21 protein-coding genes are annotated in these 23,402 nt (G+C 72.9%); 12 read left to right on the top strand and 9 right to left on the bottom strand.

Annotated features, from left to right (window positions below):
* Nucleotide 1 precedes the first annotated feature (1 nt).
* Complete coding sequence (locus ACZ4VI_RS14230; RefSeq protein ID WP_467999487.1) at nt 2-1,372, top strand: MFS transporter; 1,371 nt, start codon at nt 2-4, stop codon at nt 1,370-1,372.
* A 60-nt stretch (nt 1,373-1,432) separates the two neighbouring features.
* Here ACZ4VI_RS14230 and ACZ4VI_RS14225 read toward each other — a convergent pair whose 3' ends face one another.
* From ACZ4VI_RS14225 to lnt, 4 genes are all read right to left on the bottom strand, one after another.
* Nucleotides 1,433-3,322: a helix-turn-helix domain-containing protein gene (locus ACZ4VI_RS14225; RefSeq protein WP_467999486.1), complete on the bottom strand. Its 1,890-nt coding sequence runs from the start codon at nt 3,320-3,322 to the stop codon at nt 1,433-1,435.
* 53 nt (nt 3,323-3,375) lie between these two features.
* Nucleotides 3,376-4,278, bottom strand: a complete 903-nt coding sequence (locus tag ACZ4VI_RS14220; protein ID WP_467999485.1) for a 3-hydroxybutyrate dehydrogenase — start codon at nt 4,276-4,278, stop codon at nt 3,376-3,378.
* Nucleotides 4,279-4,333: 55 nt separating this feature from the next.
* On the bottom strand, nt 4,334-4,816 hold the full coding sequence (locus ACZ4VI_RS14215; protein ID WP_467999484.1) for an NUDIX hydrolase: 483 nt from the start codon (nt 4,814-4,816) through the stop codon (nt 4,334-4,336).
* Nucleotides 4,817-4,884: 68 nt separating this feature from the next.
* The gene (gene lnt / locus ACZ4VI_RS14210) at nt 4,885-6,486 is read right to left on the bottom strand and encodes an apolipoprotein N-acyltransferase (RefSeq protein WP_467999483.1); all 1,602 of its coding nucleotides are present in this window, start codon (nt 6,484-6,486) and stop codon (nt 4,885-4,887) included.
* 221 nt (nt 6,487-6,707) lie between these two features.
* Between lnt and ACZ4VI_RS14205 the strand changes: the two genes are divergently transcribed.
* Nucleotides 6,708-7,709: an O-antigen ligase family protein gene (locus ACZ4VI_RS14205; protein ID WP_467999482.1), complete on the top strand. Its 1,002-nt coding sequence runs from the start codon at nt 6,708-6,710 to the stop codon at nt 7,707-7,709.
* Between the two features lie 25 nt (nt 7,710-7,734).
* Here the strand turns inward: ACZ4VI_RS14205 and ACZ4VI_RS14200 are convergent, their stop codons facing one another.
* Both ACZ4VI_RS14200 and ACZ4VI_RS14195 read right to left on the bottom strand, forming a co-directional pair.
* Nucleotides 7,735-8,310: a hypothetical protein gene (locus ACZ4VI_RS14200; RefSeq protein WP_467999481.1), complete on the bottom strand. Its 576-nt coding sequence runs from the start codon at nt 8,308-8,310 to the stop codon at nt 7,735-7,737.
* Between the two features lie 60 nt (nt 8,311-8,370).
* The gene (locus ACZ4VI_RS14195) at nt 8,371-9,156 is read right to left on the bottom strand and encodes a glutamate racemase (protein ID WP_467999480.1); all 786 of its coding nucleotides are present in this window, start codon (nt 9,154-9,156) and stop codon (nt 8,371-8,373) included.
* Nucleotides 9,157-9,214: 58 nt separating this feature from the next.
* Here ACZ4VI_RS14195 and ACZ4VI_RS14190 point away from each other — a divergent pair, with 58 nt between their 5' ends.
* Nucleotides 9,215-10,414: a glycosyltransferase gene (locus tag ACZ4VI_RS14190; RefSeq protein ID WP_467999479.1), complete on the top strand. Its 1,200-nt coding sequence runs from the start codon at nt 9,215-9,217 to the stop codon at nt 10,412-10,414.
* Between the two features lies 1 nt (nt 10,415).
* On the opposite strand, the gene ACZ4VI_RS14185 is transcribed toward ACZ4VI_RS14190, so the two are convergent.
* Complete coding sequence (locus ACZ4VI_RS14185) at nt 10,416-11,681, bottom strand: TerD family protein (RefSeq protein ID WP_467999646.1); 1,266 nt, start codon at nt 11,679-11,681, stop codon at nt 10,416-10,418.
* 264 nt (nt 11,682-11,945) lie between these two features.
* On the opposite strand from ACZ4VI_RS14185, the gene ACZ4VI_RS14180 reads away from it, so the two are divergent.
* From ACZ4VI_RS14180 to ACZ4VI_RS14165, 4 genes are all read left to right on the top strand, one after another.
* On the top strand, nt 11,946-12,416 hold the full coding sequence (locus ACZ4VI_RS14180; protein ID WP_467999478.1) for a DUF6643 family protein: 471 nt from the start codon (nt 11,946-11,948) through the stop codon (nt 12,414-12,416).
* Between the two features lie 37 nt (nt 12,417-12,453).
* Nucleotides 12,454-13,278 (top strand): MOSC domain-containing protein, encoded by an 825-nt coding sequence (locus ACZ4VI_RS14175; protein WP_467999477.1) that lies wholly within the window; start codon nt 12,454-12,456, stop codon nt 13,276-13,278.
* Between the two features lie 115 nt (nt 13,279-13,393).
* Nucleotides 13,394-14,002 carry an Rv1733c family protein gene (locus ACZ4VI_RS14170; RefSeq protein ID WP_467999476.1) on the top strand — a complete coding sequence of 203 codons (609 nt, stop codon included), beginning with the start codon at nt 13,394-13,396 and terminating at the stop codon, nt 14,000-14,002.
* Nucleotides 14,003-14,122: 120 nt separating this feature from the next.
* A complete protein-coding gene (locus tag ACZ4VI_RS14165; RefSeq protein WP_467999475.1) occupies nt 14,123-16,540 on the top strand; it encodes a right-handed parallel beta-helix repeat-containing protein in 2,418 nt (805 codons plus the stop codon).
* On the opposite strand, the gene ACZ4VI_RS14160 is transcribed toward ACZ4VI_RS14165, so the two are convergent.
* Nucleotides 16,510-18,993, bottom strand: coding sequence for a hypothetical protein (locus tag ACZ4VI_RS14160; protein WP_467999474.1), 2,484 nt, complete (start codon nt 18,991-18,993; stop codon nt 16,510-16,512). The genes ACZ4VI_RS14165 and ACZ4VI_RS14160 overlap by 31 nt on opposite strands.
* A gap of 135 nt (nt 18,994-19,128) precedes the next feature.
* Between ACZ4VI_RS14160 and ACZ4VI_RS14155 the strand changes: the two genes are divergently transcribed.
* From ACZ4VI_RS14155 to ACZ4VI_RS14145, 3 genes are read left to right on the top strand one after another with little or no spacing between them, the layout of a single operon-like run.
* Nucleotides 19,129-20,004: a DeoR/GlpR family DNA-binding transcription regulator gene (locus tag ACZ4VI_RS14155; protein WP_467999473.1), complete on the top strand. Its 876-nt coding sequence runs from the start codon at nt 19,129-19,131 to the stop codon at nt 20,002-20,004.
* On the top strand, nt 20,001-20,438 hold the full coding sequence (locus tag ACZ4VI_RS14150; protein WP_467999472.1) for an SRPBCC family protein: 438 nt from the start codon (nt 20,001-20,003) through the stop codon (nt 20,436-20,438). The genes ACZ4VI_RS14155 and ACZ4VI_RS14150 overlap by 4 nt, the downstream gene beginning before the upstream one ends.
* 56 nt (nt 20,439-20,494) lie before the next feature.
* Entirely contained in the window at nt 20,495-20,995 is a 501-nt protein-coding gene (locus ACZ4VI_RS14145; RefSeq protein WP_467999471.1) for an SRPBCC family protein, read from the top strand.
* Here ACZ4VI_RS14145 and cds1 read toward each other — a convergent pair.
* Complete coding sequence (cds1, locus tag ACZ4VI_RS14140; protein ID WP_467999470.1) at nt 20,955-22,085, bottom strand: L-cysteine desulfhydrase Cds1; 1,131 nt, start codon at nt 22,083-22,085, stop codon at nt 20,955-20,957. The two genes, ACZ4VI_RS14145 and cds1, sit on opposite strands and share 41 nt — an antisense overlap.
* A 196-nt stretch (nt 22,086-22,281) precedes the next feature.
* Between cds1 and ACZ4VI_RS14135 the strand changes: the two genes are divergently transcribed.
* Together ACZ4VI_RS14135 and ACZ4VI_RS14130 are read left to right on the top strand one after the other, a co-directional pair.
* Nucleotides 22,282-22,587 carry a hypothetical protein gene (locus ACZ4VI_RS14135; RefSeq protein WP_467999469.1) on the top strand — a complete coding sequence of 102 codons (306 nt, stop codon included), beginning with the start codon at nt 22,282-22,284 and terminating at the stop codon, nt 22,585-22,587.
* Between the two features lie 195 nt (nt 22,588-22,782).
* On the top strand, nt 22,783-23,382 hold the full coding sequence (locus tag ACZ4VI_RS14130; protein ID WP_467999468.1) for an ATP-binding protein: 600 nt from the start codon (nt 22,783-22,785) through the stop codon (nt 23,380-23,382).
* Nucleotides 23,383-23,402: the final 20 nt, after the last annotated feature.

Here is a 23,402-nt window from a genome sequence, read left to right as displayed (position 1 = left end):
GATGTCCTCCCCCGCGACCGCTCCACCCGCCCCGTCCAACCTCCGTCGCATCGTCGCCGCCAGCCTCATCGGCACCACCATCGAGTGGTACGACTTCTTTCTCTACGGATCGGCCGCCGCGCTGGTCTTCAACAAGCTCTTCTTCCCCGAGTCCGACCCGCTCGTCGGCACGCTCCTCTCCTTCCTCACCTACGCGGTCGGGTTCGCCGCCCGGCCGCTCGGTGCGCTGGTGTTCGGGCATTACGGTGACCGGCTCGGGCGCAAGAAGCTGCTGGTGCTGAGTCTGCTGCTGATGGGCGGGGCCACCTTCGCGATCGGGCTGCTGCCGACCCACGCGGCCGTCGGGTCCCTCGCTCCGGTGCTGCTCACCGCGCTGCGGCTGGTGCAGGGCTTCGCGCTCGGTGGTGAGTGGGGTGGGGCCGTGCTCCTCGTCTCGGAGCACGGGGACGCCAAGCGGCGCGGGTTCTGGGCCTCGTGGCCGCAGACCGGGGCGCCGGCCGGGCAGTTGCTCGCGACCGGGGTGCTGTCCGCGCTGACCGCGCTGCTCTCCGACTCCGCCTTCCTGTCATGGGGTTGGCGCATACCGTTCCTGCTCTCCGGTGTGCTGGTGATCGTGGGCCTGTGGATCCGGCTCTCCGTCGACGAGTCGCCCGTGTTCAAGGCCGCGCTCGCCGCCGCCGAGGAGCGCAAGGCCGCGGCCGAGCAGGTCGAGAAGATGCCGCTGGTCGCCGTACTGAAGCACCACTGGCGGGACGTGCTGATCGCGATGGGCGCCCGCATGGCGGAGAACATCTCGTACTACGTGATCACGGCGTTCATCCTCGTCTACGCGACGACCCAGGTGGGCCTCTCCAAGCAGACCGCGCTCAACGCCGTCCTCATCGCCTCCGCCGTCCACTTCGCCGTCATCCCGGCCTGGGGCGCGCTGTCGGACCGGATCGGCCGCCGGCCGGTCTATCTGATCGGCGCGATCGGCGTCGGCGCCTGGATGTTCCCGTTCTTCCTGCTGATCGACGCGGGAACCTTCGGTTCGCTGCTGCTCGCCGTCACCGTCGGCCTGATCCTGCACGGAGCGATGTACGCGCCGCAGGCCGCGTTCTTCTCCGAGATGTTCGCGACCCGGATGCGCTACTCGGGCGCCTCCATCGGCGCGCAGTTCTCCTCGGTCGCCGCCGGCGCCCCCGCGCCGCTGATCGCGACCGCGCTGCTCCAGGACTACGGTTCCTCGACGCCGATCGCCCTGTACGTGATCGCCGCCGCGCTGCTCACGATCGTCGCCATCGCCTGCGCCCGGGAGACCCGCGACCGCGACCTGTCGGAGGTCGCCGAGGACGCCCCGCAGGCCAAGGCCGCTGTCCGCGCGGACGCCTGAGTACACGTGAGTACACGCTGAAGGCGCCGGTCCCGAAAGGGGCCGGCGCCTTCGGCGTGTTCAGCGGGCAACCGCCGCGGACATCGCGTGCAGCCGCAGGGCCAGCTGGATCTCCAACGCGCGGGACGGCGACTGCCAGTCGGGACCGAGGAGGCGTCCGATGCGCTCGATGCGCTGGGCCACGGTGTTCACATGGACATGGAGGTCGTCCTTCGTACGGGCGGGGCTCATCCCGCTCGCGAAGTACGCGTCCATCGTGCGCACCAGGTCCGTGCCGCGACGCCGGTCGTACGCGACGACCTGACCGATCGTGCGGTCGACGAAGCCTTCGATGTCCCGGGTGTCGGCGAGCAGCAGCCCGAGGAAACCCAGGTCCTCGGCTGCCGCGCCCTCGCCGGAGCGGTGCAGCAGACGCAGGGCGTCCAGGCAGCGGCGGGCCTCCTCGTACGCGGTGGCCACCTGGCCGGGCGCGGCGAGCGGTGAGGAGACGGGCGCGGAGGCGCCCACCGTGACGGGTTCGCGGAGTGCGCCGCCGAGGTGCTTGGCGGTCTGCCGGGCCAGCTCGGCGGCGTCCTCGTCGGGGCCGAGCGGGAGCAGCAGTACCGTCCCGCCGTCGCGTGCGGAGGCCAGGCCCCGCCGGGTGGCGGCCAGGTGAGAGGCCGCCGACCAGAGGCGCTGCCGGTCCGCGCTCTCCCGGCCGCCGGTGTCCGCCTCTCCCCCGTCGCCGGCGCGGTCGATCCGGGCGGCAAGGACCACGTGCGGTGCGTCGACGTCGGTACGGAGCCGGGCGGCGCGCTCGCGCAGCAGGCGGCGGTCGCGGTCGGGGGCGTCGAGGAGGTCGTCGAGCAGTTCGCCCCGTACCCGCTGTTCCGCCTCACCGGCCGAACGGCGGGCGAGCAGCAGGAGCGAGGTCACCAGACCGGCGCGCTCCAGGGTGCGCTGGTCGACGGGGTCGAGGTCCGGCTGGCCGTGCAGGACGAGGGCGCCGAAGGACTCGCCGCCGGCCGAGACGGCGGCCACCCAGCGGTCGCCCTCGCGCAGTGCGTGGCCGTCGGCGGGCCGGGTGGAGGCGTGGCCGTCCTCGATGAACTCGACTCTTCCGCCGAGGACTTCGGAGACGGCCTCGGCCACGTCGTGCACGCCACCGCCGTGCAGCACCAGTTCGGTGAGGCGGTCGTGGACCTCGGAGGCCCGTTCGATGACGCCGCTGTGCTCGCGGATAATGTCGTTGGCCCGCTCCAGCTCGGCCAGGGCCGAGCGGGTCTCGGCGAGCAGGTTGGCGGTGTCGATGGCCACGGCGGCGTGCGCGGCGAAGGAGCCGAGCAGCGCGACCTGCTCCCGCTCGAAGACCCGGGCGCGCCGGTCCGCGGCGAAGAGCACGCCGATGACCTGGCTGCCGAGGGTCAGCGGGACGCCGAGGATGGCGACGAGGCCCTCGTCGCCGACGGCCGAGTCGATGGTGCGGGTGTGCTGGAAGCGGGCGTCGTCGAAGTAGTTCTCGGTGACGTACGGGCGGGCCGTCTGGGCGACGAGTCCGCCGAGGCCCTCCCCCATGCCGAGTCTGAGCTGCTGGAAGCGCGCCGAGACCGAGCCCTCGGTGACGCGCATGTACGTGTCTCCGGCGGCGGGGTCGTTGAGGCTGAGGTAGGCCACCTCGGTACCGAGCAGGGAGCGGGCGCGCTGGACGATGGCGCGGAGCACCGCGTCGAGGTCGCGCAGTCCCGCGAGGTCGTGGGCGGTCTCGAAGAGGGCGGAGAGCTCCGCCTCGCGGCGCCTTCTCCCCTCCAGCTCGGCCCGGACGCGCAGGGCGAGCTGCTTGGCCTCTTCGAGTGCGGCCAACGCCTCGGGGCCCGCGCCGCTCGCACGGGCGAGCAGCGCGGGCCGGTCGTACGCCTCCGCCGCGGCGCCTCGTGCGAGGAGCTCCAGGTAGGAGACCTGTTCTTGGGACATGGACACAGGGATACCTGCCGTACGGGTGGGAGCACCACCCCTGTGGAAAACCGTCAGTGCGCGGTCCAGCCGCCGTCAAGGGTCAGGGAGGTGCCGGTGATGAAGGACGCCTGCGGGGTGCACAGGTAGAGGACGGCCTCGGCGACCTCCTCCGGCTCGATGAGCCGCTTGAGCGCCGAGTCCTTGAGCAGCACGTCGGTCAGGACCCGCTCCGCGGGGATGCCGTGTGCCGTGGCCTGGTCGGCGATCTGCCGCTCGACCAGGGGCGTCCGCACATAGCCGGGGTTGACGCAGTTGGAGGTGACTCCGTGCGGAGCGCCTTCGAGGGCGGCGGTCTTGGAGAGCCCCTCAAGGCCGTGTTTGGCTGCCACATAGGCGGATTTGAAGGCCGAGGCCCGCAGTCCATGGACGGAGGAGAGGTTGACGATCCGGCCCCAGCCCTGGGCGTACATGTGCGGCAGGGCGCCCCTGATCAGCCGGAAGGGTGCCTCCAGCATCACGGTGAGGACCGTGTGGAAGACGTCCGGCGGGAACTCCTCGATGGGGCGGACGAGCTGCAGTCCGGCGTTGTTGACGAGGATGTCGGCGCCGGCTGCCGCGCGCTCGGCGGCGTCGAGGTCGGTGAGGTCCAGGGTCTGCGGTTCCACCGCGCCCGGCAGGCCGTCGGCCTCTTCGGCGAGCGCCGCCAGTCCCTCGGCGGCCCGGTCGACGGCTCTGACCCGGGCCCCCGCCGCGGCGAGCCGGAGCGCGCACGCCCGGCCGATGCCTCCGGCCGCACCGGTGACGAGCGCGGTACGGCCGGCAAGGTCGAGCAGGACGGCACCGGGCGCGGGGACCGCTGCGGGGCGCTGGGTCGGAGCCTGGGCGGGAGCCTGTCCGGGATCCTGGACAGGAGCCTGGAGGGGTGGTGCCGGTACCTGCGCCGGTACGGGACCTGATGTGGTGGGGGCGCTCATGCTCCGCACTGTATGAAGCGCCCCACCCTCAACCGATGTGTTCCCAACCCACAGTTCAGCTCATAGTCATGGGGTCGAACCATGTGGGTTCGTCGGCGAGCGCCTGTTCGATCCGGAAGTGCGAGAACCGTTTCATCTCCGGCAGGTCGTCCACGTCGAACCAGCCGACGTCCGTCGACTCCTCGTCGTTGACCCGGGCCTCGCCGCCGACGGCGCGGCAGCGGAAGGAGACGTCCATGAACTGGCACTGGTCGCCGTTGGGGTAGACGACGGGCTTGCGCAGGGTCTGGACGAGCACGACGCGCTCGACCTCGCAGCGCACGGCGGTCTCCTCGTACACCTCGCGGACGGCGCAGGCGGCCGGCTGCTCGCCGGGTTCGACGATGCCGCCGATGATCGACCAGAGGCCGTTGTCGGCGCGCCGGCCGAGCAGGACCCGGCCCCGGTCGTCGAAGACGACGGCGCTCACGCCCGGCAGGAAGAGCAGCTGGTGACCGGCGCTGGCCCGGAGCTCGCGGATGAAGTCAGGAGTACCCATGCCTCGACCCTATGCCCCGGTGGATCAAGCCCCTCGAGCCCCTCGAGCTGTGGGGCCTGCGCACGTGATCAGGCCTCGCGGCTCCGGCGGGCGCGGACGGACCGCAGCACCGACCAGCCGAGCCCGGCCCCCGCCACCGCCACCAGAAGCGCCTCGGGCAGGGTGCCCATGCGCGTCGCGGGGGTCAGCGAGGAGCGCAGCGGCACCTTCTCGACCAGGACGTCCGGGGTGAACATCTGCGACCGCTCCACGATCCGGCCGTCCGGCGCGATGATCGCGCTGACCCCGCTGGTGACCGGTACGACGACGGCGCGGCTGTGCTCGACCGCCCGCACCCGCGACATGGCGAGCTGCTGGTAGGTCATCTCGCTGCGGCCGAAGGTGGCGTTGTTGCTCGGTACGGAGATCAGCTGGGCGCCGTGGGTGATGGTGTCGCGCACGGCCCAGTCGAACGCCGCCTCGTAGCAGGTCGCGAGGCCGACCTTGGTGCCGGCGAGGTCGAAGACGCCGATCTTGTTCCCCGGGCCGAAGTCGCGGCTGACGCGGTCCACGTTGCTGTTGAAGATCCGTACGAAGGACCGCATCGGGATGTACTCGCCGAAGGGCTGGACGTGCCGCTTGTCGTAGTCGGCGACGGGCCCCTTGACCGGGTCCCACTCGATGAGGGTGTTGCGCAGCTTGCCCGTCTCCGGGGCGACGACGGCGCCGATCACGGTCGGCACGCCGATCTTCTTCACGGCCCGGTCGATGGCGTCCGCCGCGTCGGGGTTGGCGTACGGGTCGATGTCGGAGGAGTTCTCCGGCCAGAGGACGAAGTCCGGCTGAGGCTCCTTCTTCTGCTCGACGGCCTCGGCCAGCTCCTCGGTGCGCGCGACGTGGTTGTCGAGGACGGCCCGCCGCTGGGCGTTGAAGTCGAGCCCGAGGCGCGGAACGTTTCCCTGGACGGCGGCGACGGTCGCCGTGCCGTCCTCGGCGGTGTTGTCGACGAGCGGCAGCGCGGCGAGGGCGCCGGTGACCGGGACGAGGACGGTGAGGGCGGCCGCGGCGAGCGGGCCGCGCGGGACGGTGCCCGTCGCGCGGTACGCCCGGACCTGGCGGATCACCTCGTACAGACCGAAGCCGCAGAGGGCGACGGCGAAGCCGAGCACCGGGGTGCCGCCGACCGCCGCCAGGGGCAGGAAGACGCCGTCGGACTGGCCGAAGGCGATCTTGCCCCAGGGGAAGCCGCCGAACGGGACACGCGCGCGTGCCGCCTCGGCGAGGATCCACACCCCCGCGGCGAACACCGGCCAGCCGGAGAGCCGGGACACGGCCGCGATCCCGAGTCCGGCGGCGGCGATGAACAGCGCCTCGACGGCCGACAGCGCGATCCACGGGAAGCGGCCGACCTCTTCTCCGGTCCAGATCAGCAGCGGCAGCAGGAAGCCGAGCCCGGCGAGATAGCCGAGGCCGAACCCGGCGCGCAGCCGTCGGCCGCGCAGGGTCCAGCCGAGCAGCGCGAAGCCCGGCAGCGCGAGCCACCACAGGGGTCGGGGCGGGAAGCTCAGGAAGAGCAGGGCCCCGGACAGCACGGCCGCGCCGGGCCGCACCAGGCGTCGCAGGCCGGTCGGGCCGGGCTCGGGGGCCGCGGCGGGGCCGGGGGCGTCGACGGGGGTGATGGTGGCGCTCACGTTGCGGAGTCTACGGCGCCGGCCTACGGCCTGAGCAGCCCGGCCCTGGCGCGCCCGGACAACTCCCGCACCGGAGATCCCGGCGACCGTCACCCTTCCTTCACTCCTGCTGCAACGTTCCTGCGCATGTGCTCCCCAAATCCCGGCCGCGCCGTTACGGTGGCGGCCGGACGGAGCGGGGGTCGAGGGGGATGGCTGCATCTGCCGCTGAAGATGCCGTCGTGCGCGAGCGCGGCCGGGCCACGGACGGTGCGGGGGTGCTGGTCCTCGGCGCCTGTGTGCTCTGGTCGCTCGTCAGCGCCGCCGGGCGGGAGGCGCGCCCCGAGGGGGTGCTCCTCGCCGTCCTCGCGCTCACCGCCGGGTACGCCTGCGGCCGTATCGCCGGCACCCTGCTTCCGGTGGCCGCCGCCGTCGTGGCCTCCCTCGCCGCCCTGGGCCTGGCGCTGGCCTCCGGACCGGGTGTTCCGGGCGCCACTCCCGCCGGCTCCGTACCGCCCGGTCATACGGGAGCGGCCGCGGCGCTGCTCGTGCTCGCCGTCGGGGCGGCCTGCTGTGCGGCCTCGGCGGCCGGGTCGGGGTCCCGCCGGATTCTGCTGCGACTGCTCGCCCTGGCCATGGCGGGGGCGGCACTGGCGCTGGGCTCGGTCGCGGGTTTCATCGCCTCGACCGGCGTTCTTCTCTGTTCCCTGGCGGCGGTACGGATGCGCCGCCGGCTCCTCGGGCTGCTCGGGCTCGCCCTGGCGACGGGGCTGGTCGTGGGGGCCTCGTGGGCCGTGGCGGAGGAGCGGCTGCCCGAGGGGCTCGCGGTCTCCCTGGAGGGGCAGCTGACCCGGCACCGCGTGCTGCTGTGGCAGGACGCGGTCGCCCTCGCGAAGGAGAACCCGGTGCTCGGGGTGGGTCCGGACCGGTTCGGCGCACTGAGCCCGACGGCCCGGGAGACCTTCTCCGCGGACGGCAAGCCCCATTCGGCCGTGCTCCAGCAGGCGGCGGAGCAAGGGGTGCCGGGGGTGGTCCTGCTGGGTGCGGCCTACGGCTGGCTGCTGTGCGGCCTGTGGTCCTCGCCCCGCACGACGGCGGTCGTTCTCACGACGGGGGCCACGCTCACGGCGCTGGCCGGCCTGGCGACGGTCGGCAACGCGCTGAGCTTCACTCCCGTGACGGCGGGCGCCGGCCTGCTCGCCGGTCTGGCGACGGCCCGCGCCGCCCCGAGACCGGCGGACTGATCCACGCCGGGCCGGACCGGAAACCTCAGGCGCCCGTCGGCTCGGTCGGCTTCGCGGGACGGAGCCGCTCGCGGATGACCCGTACACCGAACTCGGCGTCGTCGACGGTGACCGTGAACGTCCCGCCGTCGTCAAGGCGCAGGGCCATGGCCTCGCCCCGGCGGACGATGACGCCCTTGCCCTTCTCGGGGCGCCAGCGGTATCCCCAGCCACCCCACTCGTGCGGAGTGACCCTCGGGATGTAGTCGGCGCCGACCACCTCGGAGAGCAGGATGCGGCAGCGCGGCACGCCGATGTGGCCGCAGCGGACCTCCATCGCCCGCTCGTCCACCTTCACCTCGACACGGACGAAGGCGAGCGTGCCGAACAGCACCAGCAGACCCGCCGCCACACAGCCGATCGCGGCCATCAGGAGCGCCGCGAGGCCGGAGGTCCACGGGGAGTCGACCGCAAGCGTGATGCCGAGGGCCATGCAGCCCGCACCGGCGGCCGCCGCAACCCACTGCATACGGTTGGTGGCACGCCCCCGCCAGACCCTGGGCACCGGTGCATCCGTGTCCAGGGGGCGGGGATGCCGGGGATGTCGGGGATGGTCCCTCATGCCAGGCAGCCTACTCACGTTCGGCTCCTACGGCGCCTGATCGACGCCACCCGCCGTCCGTCAGCGGGCGACGGCCGCGGACCCGAGGAGCCGGCCCTCGGCGTACCCCAGGGCTGCGGGCGGAAGCTCTCCGGTCCGGCCGCTGAGCAGGACCGTCAGTCCGCCGGACGGGGATGCGTCGAGCGCGGGCTCGGCACCGATACGGCGAAGCGCCTGTGCTGCGACTGCCCCGGCGGAGCCGTGGAAAACCACGGGCGGCAGGTCGGCGGACTCCACGGCCGCACGGATCTGCTCGGCGACCAGTTCGTAGTGTGTGCAGCCGAGGACCAGGGCCCGCACGTCACGCGGGGTGAGTTCCGCGGCGGCGGCGACGGCCCGCTTCACCGCGTCGGCGTCCGCGTGCTCCACCGCGTCGGCGAGGCCGGGGCAAGGCACCTCGGTGACCTCGGCGCCGTCGGCGAAGTCGCGGATGAGTCCGCGCTGGTACGGGCTTCCGGTGGTGGCCGGGGTCGCCCAGATGGCGACCTTGCCGCCGTCCGAGGCGGCGGGCTTGATCGCCGGGACGGTGCCGATGACCGGGATACGGGGTTCCAGCGCGGCGCGCAGCGCGGGCAGGGCGTGCACGGTGGCGGTGTTGCAGCCGACGATCAGCGCGTCGGGCTCCAGGGCGGCGGCGGCCCGGGCGACGGCCAGGGCCCGCTCGGTGAGGTCCTCGGGCGTACGCGGGCCCCACGGCATGCCGTCGGGGTCGCTGGAGAGGACCAGATCCGCGTCCGGCCGCAGTCGGCGTACCGCGGCCGCCGCCGGGAGCAGGCCGATTCCGGAGTCCATGAGCGCGATCTTCACCCGGTCACCCTAGCCGACCGCCCTTGCGTCGCCGCCGATCTGGGGCAGACTGCGGCGAATGAGCGCCATTGCCTGGATCGCTGTGGGTTCGCTGGCCGCCTGGGGGTGGCTGCTGCTGGGTCAGGGGTTCTTCTGGCGTACCGATCAGCGCCTGCCGGCCGGCCACGCGCGCGTGGAGCCGGAGGTCTGGCCGCGGGTCGCCGTCGTCGTACCGGCGCGGGACGAGGCGGAGGTCCTGCCGCTGAGTCTGCCGTCGCTCCTCACGCAGGACTATCCGGGCGAGGCGGAGATCGTGCTCGTCGACGACGGCAGTGCGGACGGCACGGGGAAGCTGGCCGGTGAGCTGGCCCTGCGGTACGGCGGGCTTCCGCTGACGGTCACGTCGCCGGGCGAGCCCGAGCCGGGCTGGACGGGCAAACTGTGGGCGCTGCGCCACGGAATCGCCCTGGCACGCGCGCGTGGCCCCGAGACCCGCGCCCCCGAGTACCTGCTCCTCACGGACGCCGACATCGCACACGAGCCGGACAGCCTGCGTCGGCTCGTCGCCGCCGCACGGGCGGACGATCTGGATCTGGTGTCCCAGATGGCCCGGCTGCGGGTCGCGAGTGTCTGGGAGCGCCTGGTCGTGCCGGCTTTCGTCTACTTCTTCGCCCAGCTGTATCCCTTCCGCTGGATCAACCGCCGCTCTCGTCCGCGGGCGACGGCGGCGGCCGGGGGCTGTGTGCTGCTGCGGACGGAGACGGCGGTGCGGGCGCGGGTGCCGGAGTCGATCCGGCAGGCCGTGATCGACGACGTGGCGCTGGCCCGGGCGGTGCGGCGGGCCGGCGGGCGGATCTGGCTGGGGCTCGCCGAGCGGGTGGACTCCGTCCGCCCCTATCCGCACCTCTCGGACCTGTGGCGGATGGTCTCGCGCAGCGCGTACGCCCAGCTCCGGCACAATCCGCTCGTGCTCGCCGGGACGGTCGCCGGGCTCGCCGTCGTCTATCTGGCTCCCCCGGCGGCCCTGGCGGCCGGCCTGTTCGGCGGGGACGCGGTCGCCGGCTGGGCGGGCGGGCTCGCGTGGGCGGTGATGGCGGGGACGTACCTCCCGATGCTCCGTTACTACGGGCAGCCCCTATGGCTCGCGCCCACGCTCCCTTTCACCGCGCTGCTCTACCTCCTCATGACGGTGGATTCGGCGGTGCAGCACTACCGGGGCCGGGGCGCCGCCTGGAAGGGGCGGACCTACGCCCGTCCCGAGGCGGCGCCCGACCGGTGACTCACTTGACGGCGGGGGTCCAGGTGAGGCCCCAGCCGTAGGCCTCGTCGGCGGTCTGCTGCATGGAGATCCCCGGCTGGTGCACCAGGAACCGGGCCTCGCGCCGCACGACCAGGTCGCCGTCCTCCTGGGTGAGGAGCGCGAGTGCGCACGTCCGGGCGGGCACGGTGCACTCGTCGAGGGAGAACTCGACGGGGGCGCCGTCCTGCGGCTGGAGGGTCACGGTCGCGTGCAGGCCGGCGAAGTCGCTCGCGCCCTCGTAGATGACGACGAAGACGAGGATCCGGCGGAACTCGTCCTTGTGGTCGAGGTTGATGGTGAGGTTCTCCCCCTCGGCCCGGGCGCCGGTGCGGTCGTCCGCGTCGAGCTGGATGTACGGGGGCTCGTCCATCGAGCCGAAGCCCTGGAGCGCCTGGACCACGCCCTTCGAGCCGTCGGCGAGTTCGTAGAGGACGCACAGGTCGAGATCGAGGCCGGCGGAGGCGGGCGGCCCGGCGGCGCGGCGGCGGCCGAGGCCCCAGAGTCTGGTGCGGGTTTCGCGGGATTCGCCCGTCTTCTCCGTACGCGTGGCCCAGTTGAGGTTCACCCGCATCACGCCGCCGGTCGTTCCGATGTCCTTGGTAAGGGAGACCGTCGGGGATTCCTTCGTGAGGGTGACCTTGGTGAGCCGTACGGGCCGTGCGGCGGTGACGGGTGCGGGCGCCGCCACCGGTTCCTCCGGCTCCACGGCCTCCGGTACCTCGGCCTCCGCCTCCTCGACCGAGATGCCGTAGTCCGTCGCGAGGCCCGCGAGGCCGGAGTCGTACCCCTGCCCCACCGCCCGGAACTTCCAGGCACCGTCCCGCCGGTAGAGGTCTCCGAGGACGAACGCCGTCTCGACGGTCGCGTCCGCGCTGTCGTAGCGGGCCAGCTCCGCGCCGCCGTCCGCGTCCGTCACCCGTACGAACAGGCCCGGCACGCGCCCGAAGTCGCCGCCGTCCGCCGAGGCCGCGAGGACGATCCGCTCGACCTCCGGCTCCACGCCGTCCAGGTCCACGACGAGGACATCGGTGACGAGGCCGTCGGAGCCGGACTTCCCCTCGTGCCGTACCGCGCCCGAGGCGTGCGTGGGCTGGTTGTAGAAAACGAAGTCCGCGTCGGAGCGCACTTTTCCGGATACGAGGAGTAGCGCCGAGGCGTCCACGTCCGGCACGCCACTGCCTGAACGCCAGCCCAATTCCACGCGCACACTGCGCGCCGCCACCGGAACATTGGCCCCTTTAAGCATGGACATGCTCGCCCCCCACCCTGGCTTCCGCGTATCAAGATTTCTTTACGTCAAGCTAATGCCGGACACGCACACGCGCCGGGCGGACCCGTGGGTAACCCCTCCTCAGCTCGCCTTTTCAAGATCGACGGCACTTCGGGGGTTCTGAGCGCGACCGTTTTTGTCACGTTCGCTCGCATTGTGGATCGACGGTCACTCAGAACCCGTCAAACAACCCTCTTATCGGGCTCCCCAACCAGCACATCGTGGGCTTAACTTATGGCCATGACCTCCCCCCGCTCCACCTACGGAGGCGGTTACTACACCGCGCCGTCGTTCCCCGACACCCCGATCTACGACTCCCTGGTCGCGGAGCGGGGCACGCCTCAGATCGCCCCGATCCGAGTGCCAGCCATGTACGACACCGGCAGCAGCTACCTGCCGGCGTTGCCCTCGGCGCTGCCCGCCCTCCCGGCGGCACCCAGCCCCGCCCCCTCCTACGGCGGTGGGGGTTCGTACGGCTACCCGCAGCCCACGCAGCAGATGGCCCCCGTGCCGCTGCAGCACGCGCCGGCGCCGTACATCCCGCAGCAGCCCGCGGGACCGCGCGGCTACCCGGGTGTCCAGCACCCGCAGCAGCCGCGTCCGGCGGCCACGGGGTACGAGGCGATGCGCCCGGCGGCCGCACGGCCCGTCCCGGCGCCCGCTCCGTACCAGGACCCCTACAACCGCCCGTACCAGGGCCAGGGGTACTGACCGACTCCGTGAGCGGAGCGGCTGGCAGGATGTCGGTATGCCGAATCCTCGTCTGCGCTCCGTCCATGTCCACCCGGTCAAGGCACTGCGCGGGTACGCGCCCGCCGAGGCGGAGGTCCAGCCATGGGGACTGGCTGGTGACCGCCGCTGGACCGTCGTGGACGCGTCGGGCAAGGTCGTGACCCAACGCCGCCATCCACGGATGGCGTTGGCCTCGGCCGAACCGCTGCCGGGCGGTGGCATCAGCGTGTCCGCCGCCGGCCTGCCCGCGCTTGCAGTCGACGTGCCGCGGCCGGCGGCCACGATCCGGGTGGAGGTCTTCGAGACTCCGGTGGAGGCGGTCCCGGCCGGCCCGGACGCCGACGCGTGGTTCAGCGCGTATCTGGAGACGGAGGTCCGGCTCGTCCACATGGACGACCCGGCGCGCCGGCGTCCGATCGATCCGGAGTACGCACGGCCGGGGGAGACCGTGAGCTTCGCGGACGGCTATCCGCTCCTGGTCACCACTGCCTCCTCCCTCGACGCCCTCAATTCGCTGATCGCCCAGGGGGATCACGCCGACGAGGGCCCGCTGCCCATGAACCGTTTCCGGCCGAACGTGGTCCTCGACGGGACCGCGCCCTGGGCCGAGGACGGCTGGACCCGGCTCGCCATCGGCGAGGTCACGTTCCGGGTCGCCAAGTCCTGCGGCCGCTGCGTCGTGACCACGACCGACCAGCACACGGCCGAGCGCGGCAAGGAGCCGCTGCGGACTCTCGCCCGGCACCGCAAGGAGGGCAACCGGCTGATCTTCGGCCAGAACCTGGTCCCGGAGCACCCGGGCACCATCCGGGTCGGCGACGAGGTCAAGATCCTCGGCTGACAACACACAGCACACCCGTACACGCGATCGCGTCACACTTCGCGTCCCGACGGGCGGGGAACCCGCCCCCGGGGCAGACTCGTTGGGAGAACCAGGACGACGAGGGGGTGTGGGCGTGCGCACAGCCACCGGAGTCTGGCGCTGGCGGCACAATCCCCTGCGCCGGACCACGGACCTGATCGAGGCGTGGGTCGCGCTCACGGCGTTCGTGCTGCTCGCGCTCGCCGTCCCCACCGCCGGCTGGATCTCAGGCACCCGGACCGATGCCTCCCTCCAGCGCGCCGTCCAGCTCCAGAGCCGGCAGCGGCTGGCCACGACGGCCGAGGTGATCCGGCTCGCCGACACGCCTGCTCCGGGCCTGCAGAGCCCCGAGGCCGTGGGCGAGCAGCCGGCCCGCCGCGCCGTCGTGGCGCGCTGGACGGCCCCGGACGGCACGTCCCGTACGGGCACGGTGGCCACTCGCAGGGAGCTCTCCGATCCGGGCGACACCTTCCGGCTGTGGACCGACCGTGCCGGGCGCCCGGTGTCCCCGCCGATGAGGCCCGAGACCGCCCACGCGCACGCGCTCGTCGTCGGGCTGCTCGCGGCGGCTCTGGCGGGGGTCTTCGTGGAGGCGGTGAGGAGACTGGTCGTACGTCGGCTCGTACACCGGCGGTACGAGCAGCTCGACCGCGCGTGGGCCAAGGCCGGTCCGGACTGGGGCCGTACGGGCGCGGGCAGCTAGGGGCGCTCCACGGCTCAGGGCCGCCGGACAGCTCCGAACCCGTCAACCGGGCGCCCCCGCGCGCGCTACGGTGGGGCATCGGATCACCGGCGACGCATGAGGCGGGGGCAGAGCACACCCATGGCACAGGGCACGGTCCAGGTGACGCACACCGGCACATCGCGGTGGCGGCGCCGCACGGGTGAGTACGCCTCCCTCGCCGCAGCCCTGGAGGCGGCCGGGGACGGCGACGTCCTCACCGTCGCGCCCGGCACGTACCGGGAGAACCTCGTCATCCAACGGGCCGTCACCCTGCGCGGCCCCGAAGGCGGGACGGGCTCGGTCCGGATCGCCCCGGTGGACGGCGTACCGCTGACCGTACGGGCGTCGGCGACCGTCCAGGATCTGCATGTGGAGGGTCAGGACTCCGCCGCGCCGGCGCTGCTCGTCGAGGACGGCACCCCCGAGCTGCTCGATCTGCGGATCGTGACCCGTTCGGCCGCCGGTCTCGAGGTGCGCGGCGCGGCCCGTCCCACGGTCCGTCGCATCACCGTCGACAATCCGGCGGGCGTCGGTATCGCCGTACTCGACGGCGCGGGCGGGGTGTTCGAGGAGTGCGAGATCGTCGCGGCAGGGCAGTCCGGGGTCTCGGTGCGCGGCGGCGCCCATCCGCGGCTCGAGCGCTGCCGGGTCCACCACGCCTCCGGCGCCGGGATCACCGTCACCGGCGAGGGCAGCGGCCTGGAGGGCATCGGCTGCGAGGTGTACGAGATCAAGGGCGCCGGTCTTCAGATCGCGGCGCGCGCCACCGCGCATCTGACCGACTCCTCGGTGCACCGCACGTCGGCCGACGGCATCACGCTCGACACGGACGCGGTCCTGACCCTCTCCGACTGCGACATCCACGACATCCCCGAGAACGCGGTCGACCTGCGGTCCCGCTCGGTGCTGACGCTGACCCGCTCGACCGTGCGCCGCTTCGGCCGCAACGGGCTCTCGGTGTGGGACCCGGGCACGCGGGTGGACGCCAACCAGTGCGAGATCCACGACAGTACGGGCGACTATCCGGCGGTGTGGGTCAGCGACGGCGCGACCGCCGTCCTCGACGCGTGCCGGGTGCACGATGTGCCGGACGCGCTCTTCGTGCTCGACCGGGGCTCGCGCGTGGACGTCGTCGACAGCGATCTGTCGCAGGTGCGGAACACGGCGGTGTCGGTGAGCGACGGGGCGACCGCGCAGCTCGACGACTGCCGGATCCGGGAGGCGTCCACCGGCGCCTGGTTCCGGGACCACGGCAGCGGGGGCACGCTCGGCGGGTGCACGATCGACGCCGTGCAGACGGGGGTGATCGTCACCAAGGGCGCGGACCCGACGATCGAGCGGTGCACGGTCACCTCGCCCGCCGAGGCCGGGTTCTACGTGTCGGCGGAGGGGCGGGGCTCCTTCCACGGCTGCCGGGTGACGGGGAGCGGCGGCTACGGCTTCCATGTGATGGACGGCTGCCGCACGAGCCTGCGCAAGTGCCGTACGGAGCGGTGCGCGCGAGGCGGGTACGAGTTCCCGGAGGAGGGCGCGGTCGCCGAGGACTGCACGAGCGACGAGAGCGGGGTGCGCGGCGCACCGGCCTCCGATCCGGGGACCGTCCTGACGGCGACGGCACAGTCGGCGGGTCTGCTCGGTACGGTTCCCTCGCCGCGCTCCCCCGTCGTTCCCCCGCCCGCGCCGGCCCCCGAACCCGTGTCCGCCGCCCGGTCCTCGCAGGACGTGCTCGGCGAACTGGACGCGCTGGTGGGCCTGGAGAGCGTGAAGCACGAGGTGCGGACGCTCACCAACATGATCGAGGTCGGCCGCCGGCGGCAGGAGGCGGGCCTCAAGGCGGCCTCGGTCCGCCGCCATCTGGTCTTCACCGGCAACCCGGGCACCGGCAAGACGACGGTGGCCCGGCTGTACGGCGAGATCCTCGCCTCGCTCGGCGTCCTGGAACGCGGCCATCTGGTCGAGGTCTCCCGGGTCGACCTGGTCGGCGAGCACATCGGCTCGACCGCGATCCGCACGCAGGAGGCCTTCGACCGGGCGCGCGGCGGGGTGCTGTTCGTCGACGAGGCGTACGCGCTGTCGCCGGAGGACTCCGGGCGCGACTTCGGGCGTGAGGCGATCGACACGCTGGTGAAGCTGATGGAGGACCACCGGGACGCGGTGGTGGTGATCGTCGCCGGGTACACGGCCGAGATGGAACGCTTCCTGACCGTCAACCCCGGTGTGGCCTCACGTTTCTCACGGACCATCACCTTCAGCGACTACATGCCGGACGAGCTGCTGCGGATCGTGGAGCAGCAGGCGGACGACCACGAGTACCGGCTCGCCCCGGGTACGGACGAGGCGCTGCGGAAGTACTTCACCGAGCTGCCGAAGGGCCCGGCGTTCGGCAACGGCCGTACGGCCCGGCAGACGTTCGAGTCGATGGTGGAGCGGCACGCCGGCCGGGTCGCCGTGCTCGCCGACGCGAGCACGGACGACCTGACACTGCTCTATCCGGAGGACCTGCCCGAACTTCCCTGATCCGCCTGTTCGTTGGCGTCTCCGGCGCGCTGGCGCGGCAGGGCGGGCGGCAACCGGTCCAGGAGTACGGACCGTTGGGCGGCGAACGCCGGGTCGGCCTGGTAGTCGGAGTGGCCCAGGATCGGCTCGGGCAGCGGGTGTTCGGGGGTGCGGCCGTACACGACCGGGTCGAGCAGGGCCGGACTGTCGACGGCCGGCCTGTCCCCGGCGGCGGGCACCCGCACGGGCCCGCCTATCGGGTCGGTGGCCCGGTAGAGGTTGCTCCAGCAGTGGATCGTCCCGTAGAGGGCACGCAGCGGTCCGGGGCCGAAGTAGGCCGGGAACCAGCGCCCGTAGAGCCGCTCCAGGGGGGATCCGTACGTCAGCAGCGCGACGCGGCTGCGGGTGAGCGGGGGCAGCTGCCAGACGGCGGCCGCGGCGAGCACACTGCCCTGGGAGTGGCCGGAGATGACGAGCCGGCCGCCGGTGTGCCGGGTCCAGGAGCTCATGCGCCAGGTGAGGTCGGGGACGGCCCGTTCGGCGTAGCAGGGCGGGGCGAAGGGGTGTGCGGCGCGCGGCCAGAAGGTGCCGACGTCCCAGAGGATGCCGATCGTACGGCGGGCGGACGCGTCCTTGTAGGCGCGGCGGCCCCAGGTGACGAAGAGCAGGAAGCCGAAGCCGATCATCCAGGAGCCGAGTGCCTGGGCGGTGGAGGCCGCCGACGCGAGGGCGGGGTGGGCGCCGTCGAAGGCGCGGCCGGGGACGTTGCCGCTGGCCCAGGCGCCGGCCACGGAACCGGCGCCGAGCAGCAGGGTGGCGCCGGAGATGGTGCCGACGAGGGCGGGGGCGGCGTCGGTGAGGGAGGCGGTGGCACGGGTGGCGGCGATCCGTCCGGTACGGACCGGGTCCGGGTCGTCCGTACCGTAGTCGGCCTCGACGACGGGTCCGAGGCGGCGGGCGGCGCGGGCGGTCCGCACGGCGAGGAGGACGGCCGGTGCGAGCAGCAGCAGGAGCAGGACCGGGATGACGGACGCCTGCCAGCTGAGCAGCACGGGCGGGGCGATGGCCGAGACCGCGCCCATGCCGGGCGTGCCCGGCCCGTCCAGCCAGTCGGCGACGCGCTGGGCCACCCCGCCGGACATCACTCCGCCGAGCGCGCAGGCGAGCATCGCGACGGCGGGGCCGCCGAGGCCGTGGAGGGCGGTGCGCGGGTCGCGGCGCGGGCGGTGGAGGAGGAGGGCGACCGCGCCGAGGGCCACGACGAGGGCGCCCTGGGCCAGGGTCAGGACACCGAAGGTGGCGTCGCCGGGCAGCGTGCCGGTGGAGCGCCACTCGGGGCGGGACCAGCCGGCGTGCAGGACGGCGAGGGCGAGCAGGAGCAGCGAGGTGCCGGGGAGCCAGGAGACCAGGGCCCGTTCGAGGCGCAGGTCGAGGCGCTTCTCGCTGCGGCCGCGGCGGCAGACGACCCAGACGACGACGGCGGCGAGGACCACGTAGGCCGCCTGGAGGGACCGGGCGAGCGCGTCGAGGAGGAGGTCGGGTGCCGCCCGGTCGTGGCGGGCGGCGGCTCCGGTGACCGCGGCGGCCACGGTCAGGAACCCGGCGGCCGTGTGGGCGGCGCGCAGCCGTGCGACGAGACGGCGGCCGTACCAGAAGCCGGGCCGGCCGAGGGCGGGGCGGACTTCGACGGCGGGCTCGGCGTCGGCGCTCTCGGCGTCCGCGCTCTCGGTGTCGGGGGTCGCGGCGTCGGCGCTCTCAGTGTCGGGGGTGGCGGTGTCGGGGGTGGCGGTGTCTGGGGTGGTGTCGGCCGGTTCCCTGGGGCCGGCGAGGTCCTCGTCGTAGCCGGTGGGTGGGCGCTGGGCCTCGTACGCGCTCCACGTCCGGTTGGAGAGGTACCAGAGCAGCCCCACCAGCGCGGCCGGGACCGCGGCGGCGAGCGCGAGCCTGCGGCCCGGCTGGGACCACCAGCCGCTGCGCTCGGCGGAGAGGAAGCCGAGCCAGGAGCGGTCGTCCGAGCAGGCGGCCGATCCCGCGCACTGCCAGGCCGTCAGATCGAGCGCGACCTCGCACGCGGCGGCGGTGAGCAGCACCGTGAGGGTGAGGGCGACGAGCCGTACCAGCGTCCCGTACAGCCGGACCAGTCGCGGGTGTCCCTTGGCCGGCGGGCGCATCCAGTGGGCGAGGTTGGCGACCATGAAGGGCAGGAGCAGCAGCCACAGGGCCCGGGCGCCGTTGCCGGAGGTGAGGTTGGCCCAGCAGTACGCCTCCGGGACCGGCCGTTCGGCGTAGCGCTCGGGGTGGTCCTCCGCGTCGGCGTCGTCGGTGCGACGGTGCATGGCGGCGGTCGTGTCGCCGGTGACCCGTACCGTGCGCGGATCGCCCAGCATGTCCTGGGGGGTGGCTCCGCCGACGCCGTGGACGAGGAGCTCGAGCGCCGCTCCGCCGCTCTTCGGCGGGGGTGTGGCAGGGGGCACTTCGGTGTCTCGCTCTCTGGGTGGGAGGATTCGACGGCAGACAATCAGGATCGTGGAAACCCGGGCGCCGGTGCACGGCTCTCACGGAATCCGCCCTCCATCCCCCAGTTCCCTTCGGAAGGATCGGCCCCGGTGGTGAGCGACCATCAGAATCTCCTCGCGGAGCAGCGGCGCGCCCTCATTCTGGACGAGGTGCGGCGACGTGGCGGTGTACGGGTCAATGAGCTGACGCGGCGGCTCAACGTCTCGGACATGACCATCCGCCGGGACCTGGACGCGCTGGCGCGCCAGGGTGTCGTCGAGAAGGTGCACGGCGGCGCCGTGCCGGTGGTCGAGACGAGTTCGCACGAGCCGGGCTTCGAGGCCAAGTCCGCGCTCGAACTGGGCGCGAAGGAGGAGATCGCCCGGGCGGCGGCGCGGATGGTGGCGCCGGGTTCGGCGATCGCGCTGTCGGGCGGTACGACGACGTTCGCTCTGGCCGGTCATCTCCTCGACGTGCCGGATCTGACGGTGGTGACCAACTCGGTCCGGGTCGCCGACGTCTTCCACACGGCTCAGCAGACCGGCGCGGGCGGCGAGGCACGGCCAGGCGCGGCGACGGTGGTCCTCACGGGCGGGGTGCGGACCCCGTCGGACGCACTGGTGGGGCCGGTGGCCGACCAGGCGATCCGCTCGCTCCACTTCGACGTGCTGTTCCTGGGGGTGCACGGGATCTCGGTGGAAGCGGGTCTCTCGACGCCGAATCTCGCGGAGGCGGAGACGAACCGGCGTCTGATGCGCTCGGCCCGCCGGGTGGTGGTGGTCGCGGACCACACCAAGTGGGGGACGGTGGGCCTGAGTTCGTTCGCGCGGCTGGACGAGGTAGACATCCTGGTGACGGACCCGGGCGTGTCCCCGCAGACCCGGGCGGAGATGTCGGAGCATCTGCCGGGCCTGCTGGTGGCGGGCGAGGACGGGGACAGCGACGGGGGCAGGGAAGGGGACGGGTTCGCGGCGGGCGACGAGGGGTGAGTCTCATCCGCCTCGAGCGTCGCTCGGGGCTGCCGGTGGAGGAGGTGTGGCGTCGGCTCACCGACTTCACCGCCCACGGCCGCCTGGTTCCGCTCACCCGGACGCGGATGCTCTCCCCCGGTCCCACGGGCGTGGGCACCCGGTTCGTGGCGCGTACCGGGATCGGGAGGCTCGCCTTCGACGACCCCATGGAGGTCGTGGTCTGGGAACCTCCCGCGCCCGGGCGGCCGGGGAGGTGCGGCCTTGAGAAGCGGGGGCGTGTGGTGCTCGGCCGGGTGGTGATCGAGGTGCACGCGGCCACGGGTGGCGGCGCCCGTGCGGTGTGGGTGGAGGAGCTGCGCGTACGCGGGGTGCCCGGCGCGCTCGATCCCGTACTGGCCCTGGCCGGACGGAGGCTGTTCGGCCGGGCGATGGACGGACTGCTGGGCAATTGACGGTACGTCAACTAGGGTTACGGGGCCTCAGATCCGCGCCTCGGGAGGGACGGTCCATGGCTCGCCGACTCAAGCTTGTGGAGCTCGACTTCGCCGCTTCCGCGCCCGTACGGCTGGTGTTCACGGCCGAGGTCGCGGCGCCGCCGCCCGCCGTGTTCCGTTCGATCGCGGTGGAACTGGGCTCCATGCCCTCCTGGTTCACCGCCGTCGCCTCCGCGATCCCGACCGCCGACGGCGCGGGGCGCACGGTCCGACTGCGCGGCGGGATCGTGTTCCAGGAGACGATCCTCGCCCACGACCCGGACACCCGCTACGCGTACCGCATCGACGAGACCAACGCCCCGGGCGTCGGCGCCATGGTGGAGGACTGGGCCCTCTCCCCCGCCGGCTCGGGCACCCGGGTCCGGTGGACGATGGCGGTCGACGGCAGCAGGCCCTGTCTGCTCGCGATGCGGCTGGCGCGCCCCGGCGTGGGCAAGTCCTTCCGCGACGCGATGCGCAAGCTGGACCGGCGGCTCACTCCGGCCAGACACCCGTCGCCAGGAACCGGTCGATAGCGGCCGCGTAGGGCGCGATGTCCAGGCCCTGCTCGGCCAGCCAGGCGTCGGAATAGTACTTGTCGAGGTAGCGGTCGCCCGGGTCGCAGAGCAGCGTCACGACGCTGCCGGTACGGCCCTGTTCGACCATCTCGGCGACGATCTTCAGCGCGCTCCACAGGCCCGTGCCGGTGGAGCCGCCCGCCTTGCGGCCGATCGCGGTCTCCAGGGCGCGGACGGCGGCGACGCTCGCGGCGTCCGGGACCTTCATCATCCGGTCGATGGCGCCGGGTACGAAGCTGGGCTCCATCCGAGGCCGGCCGATGCCCTCGATGCGCGAGCCGCAGTCGGAGGTGGCGCCCGGGTCGTTGTTGGTCCAGCCGTCGAAGAAGCAGGAGTTCTCCGGGTCGGCGACGCAGATCCGGGTGTCGTGCTGCATGTAGTGCACGTAGCGGGCGATGGTCGCCGACGTGCCGCCGGTGCCGGCGGTGGCGACGATCCACGCGGGCTCGGGATAGCGCTCCAACTTCAGCTGCTGGTACATCGATTCGGCGATGTTGTTGTTGCCCCGCCAGTCCGTGGCCCGCTCGGCGTAGGTGAACTGGTCCATGTAGTGCCCGCCGGTGCGCTCGGCGAGGGCCGCAGACTCCTGGTACATGGTGCGGGAGTCGTCGACGAAGTGGCACTGGCCGCCGTGGAACTCGATCAGCCGACACTTCTCGGCGCTCGTGGTGCGGGGCATCACGGCGATGAACGGCACACCGATCAGCTTGGCGAAGTACGCCTCGGAGACGGCCGTCGAGCCGCTGGAGGCCTCTATGACGGGCTTGCCGGGCCGGATCCAGCCGTTGCAGAGACCGTAGAGGAAGAGGGAACGGGCGAGGCGGTGCTTGAGGCTGCCGGTGGGGTGGGTCGACTCGTCCTTGAGGTAGAGGTCGATCCCCCACGACTCCGGGAGCGGGAAGCGCAGCAGGTGGGTGTCGGCGGAGCGGTTGGCGTCGGCCTGCACCTTGCGGACCGCCTCCTTCAGCCAGGCCCTGTACGCCGGGTCGCTGTGGTCGACGTCGACCGTCGCGACCGCGGCCCGCGCCGTGTTCTCCGTGGTGCTCATGCGTGCTTCTCCTCGTCTGCCCAGCAGGTCCCCCACTGCCGACGATAACTCCCTCACCTGCACAAACGTTCACTTTGGGGGTCCATAGGAGTCCCTTGGGAGTCCCTCGGGAGTCCCGTGCGCGAGGGCCTCTGGTGCGGTCGCGGCCCGCCCGGCACACTGGACGGAGCAACCGGTGCGAAGGGGGCGGAGCGACATGGCGGAGCCCGAGTTCACTGCCAAGGGCGTACGGATCGAGCGCTGGCCGCGCTCGCTGACGCGGGCGGGCGAGGTCCGGATCGAGGACGGACGGCTGTCGCTGCTGACGAGTTACGGCAGCGAGATCGACAGCGCCCCCGTGGGCTCCGTACGGGCGGGGCGGCCCTGGTTCGCCAAGTCGGACGAGACGGTGGCGAAGGTGAACGGGACGCGCTACCGGCTGACCATGGACGGGGCGGGCACGCGCCCGTCGGGGCCCGGGCGCTTTCTCGAAGCGCTGAAGAGGGCCGCCAAGGAGCGATGAAACGCCAGGTCACCTGCGGAAGGTCGCCGCGAGTTGCGGGGCGGTCACTACTGGTTCACCCTGGAACCACCTCACCGAGGGTTAACCGGCGGTGACGCTGTGATCCAGGCTGTGATCCAGCCGCCGCCCTGCTGTACGCATGACAGATCCGAATCTTCGTCTTCTTCCGGACCTCAACTTCGGGGAGTCGCAGCCGTGATCAGCGAGCCAAGCAGGCACTGCACGGTGGAGCTCCAGGCCCTGCCGTCGCGGATCGGTCAGGTCCGCAGGATCGTATCGGCGCATCTGCGCTACTGGCATCTCGACGCGTTGATCGACCATGCGGCGCTCGGTGTCACCGAGCTGCTGACCAATGTTCACCGGCACGCACAGCCGGACAAGATGTGCACCGTCGAGATCGAGCTGCTGCTCGATCGTCTCACCGTCTCGGTCCACGACCACGACCCGCGGATACCGGAGGTCGACGCCCGGTCGGGGCGCATGAACCCCGACGGCATCGACGAGTTCGCCACCTCGGGCCGCGGTCTGGCCATCATCGAAGCCGTCAGCGAGAGCTGGGGCATCCGTCCGCACGACACCGGGAAGGTCGTCTGGTTCACGCTGCCGGCGCCCACGCCCGCGGTTGCCCTCCCGCCCCGCTCGCACGCGGTGTACGGCGCGACCACCGACGGCCCCTTCGTCGGCCACACCCGCTTCCGCGGCGCACACGGCACAAGCCTGGACGGCGTCCCCTTCGGCACCCCGCAGGAGCCGGCCCACGCCCCGGCGGTCGCCCGCTCGGCCCTGGCGGGCTGACCGGACGACGGTGGGGCGGC

The sequence above is a fragment of the Streptomyces sp. NPDC029169 genome (assembly GCF_055563935.1).
Note: the sequence above shows the minus strand (reverse complement) of the source record. Positions and strands in the feature narration are given on the sequence as shown.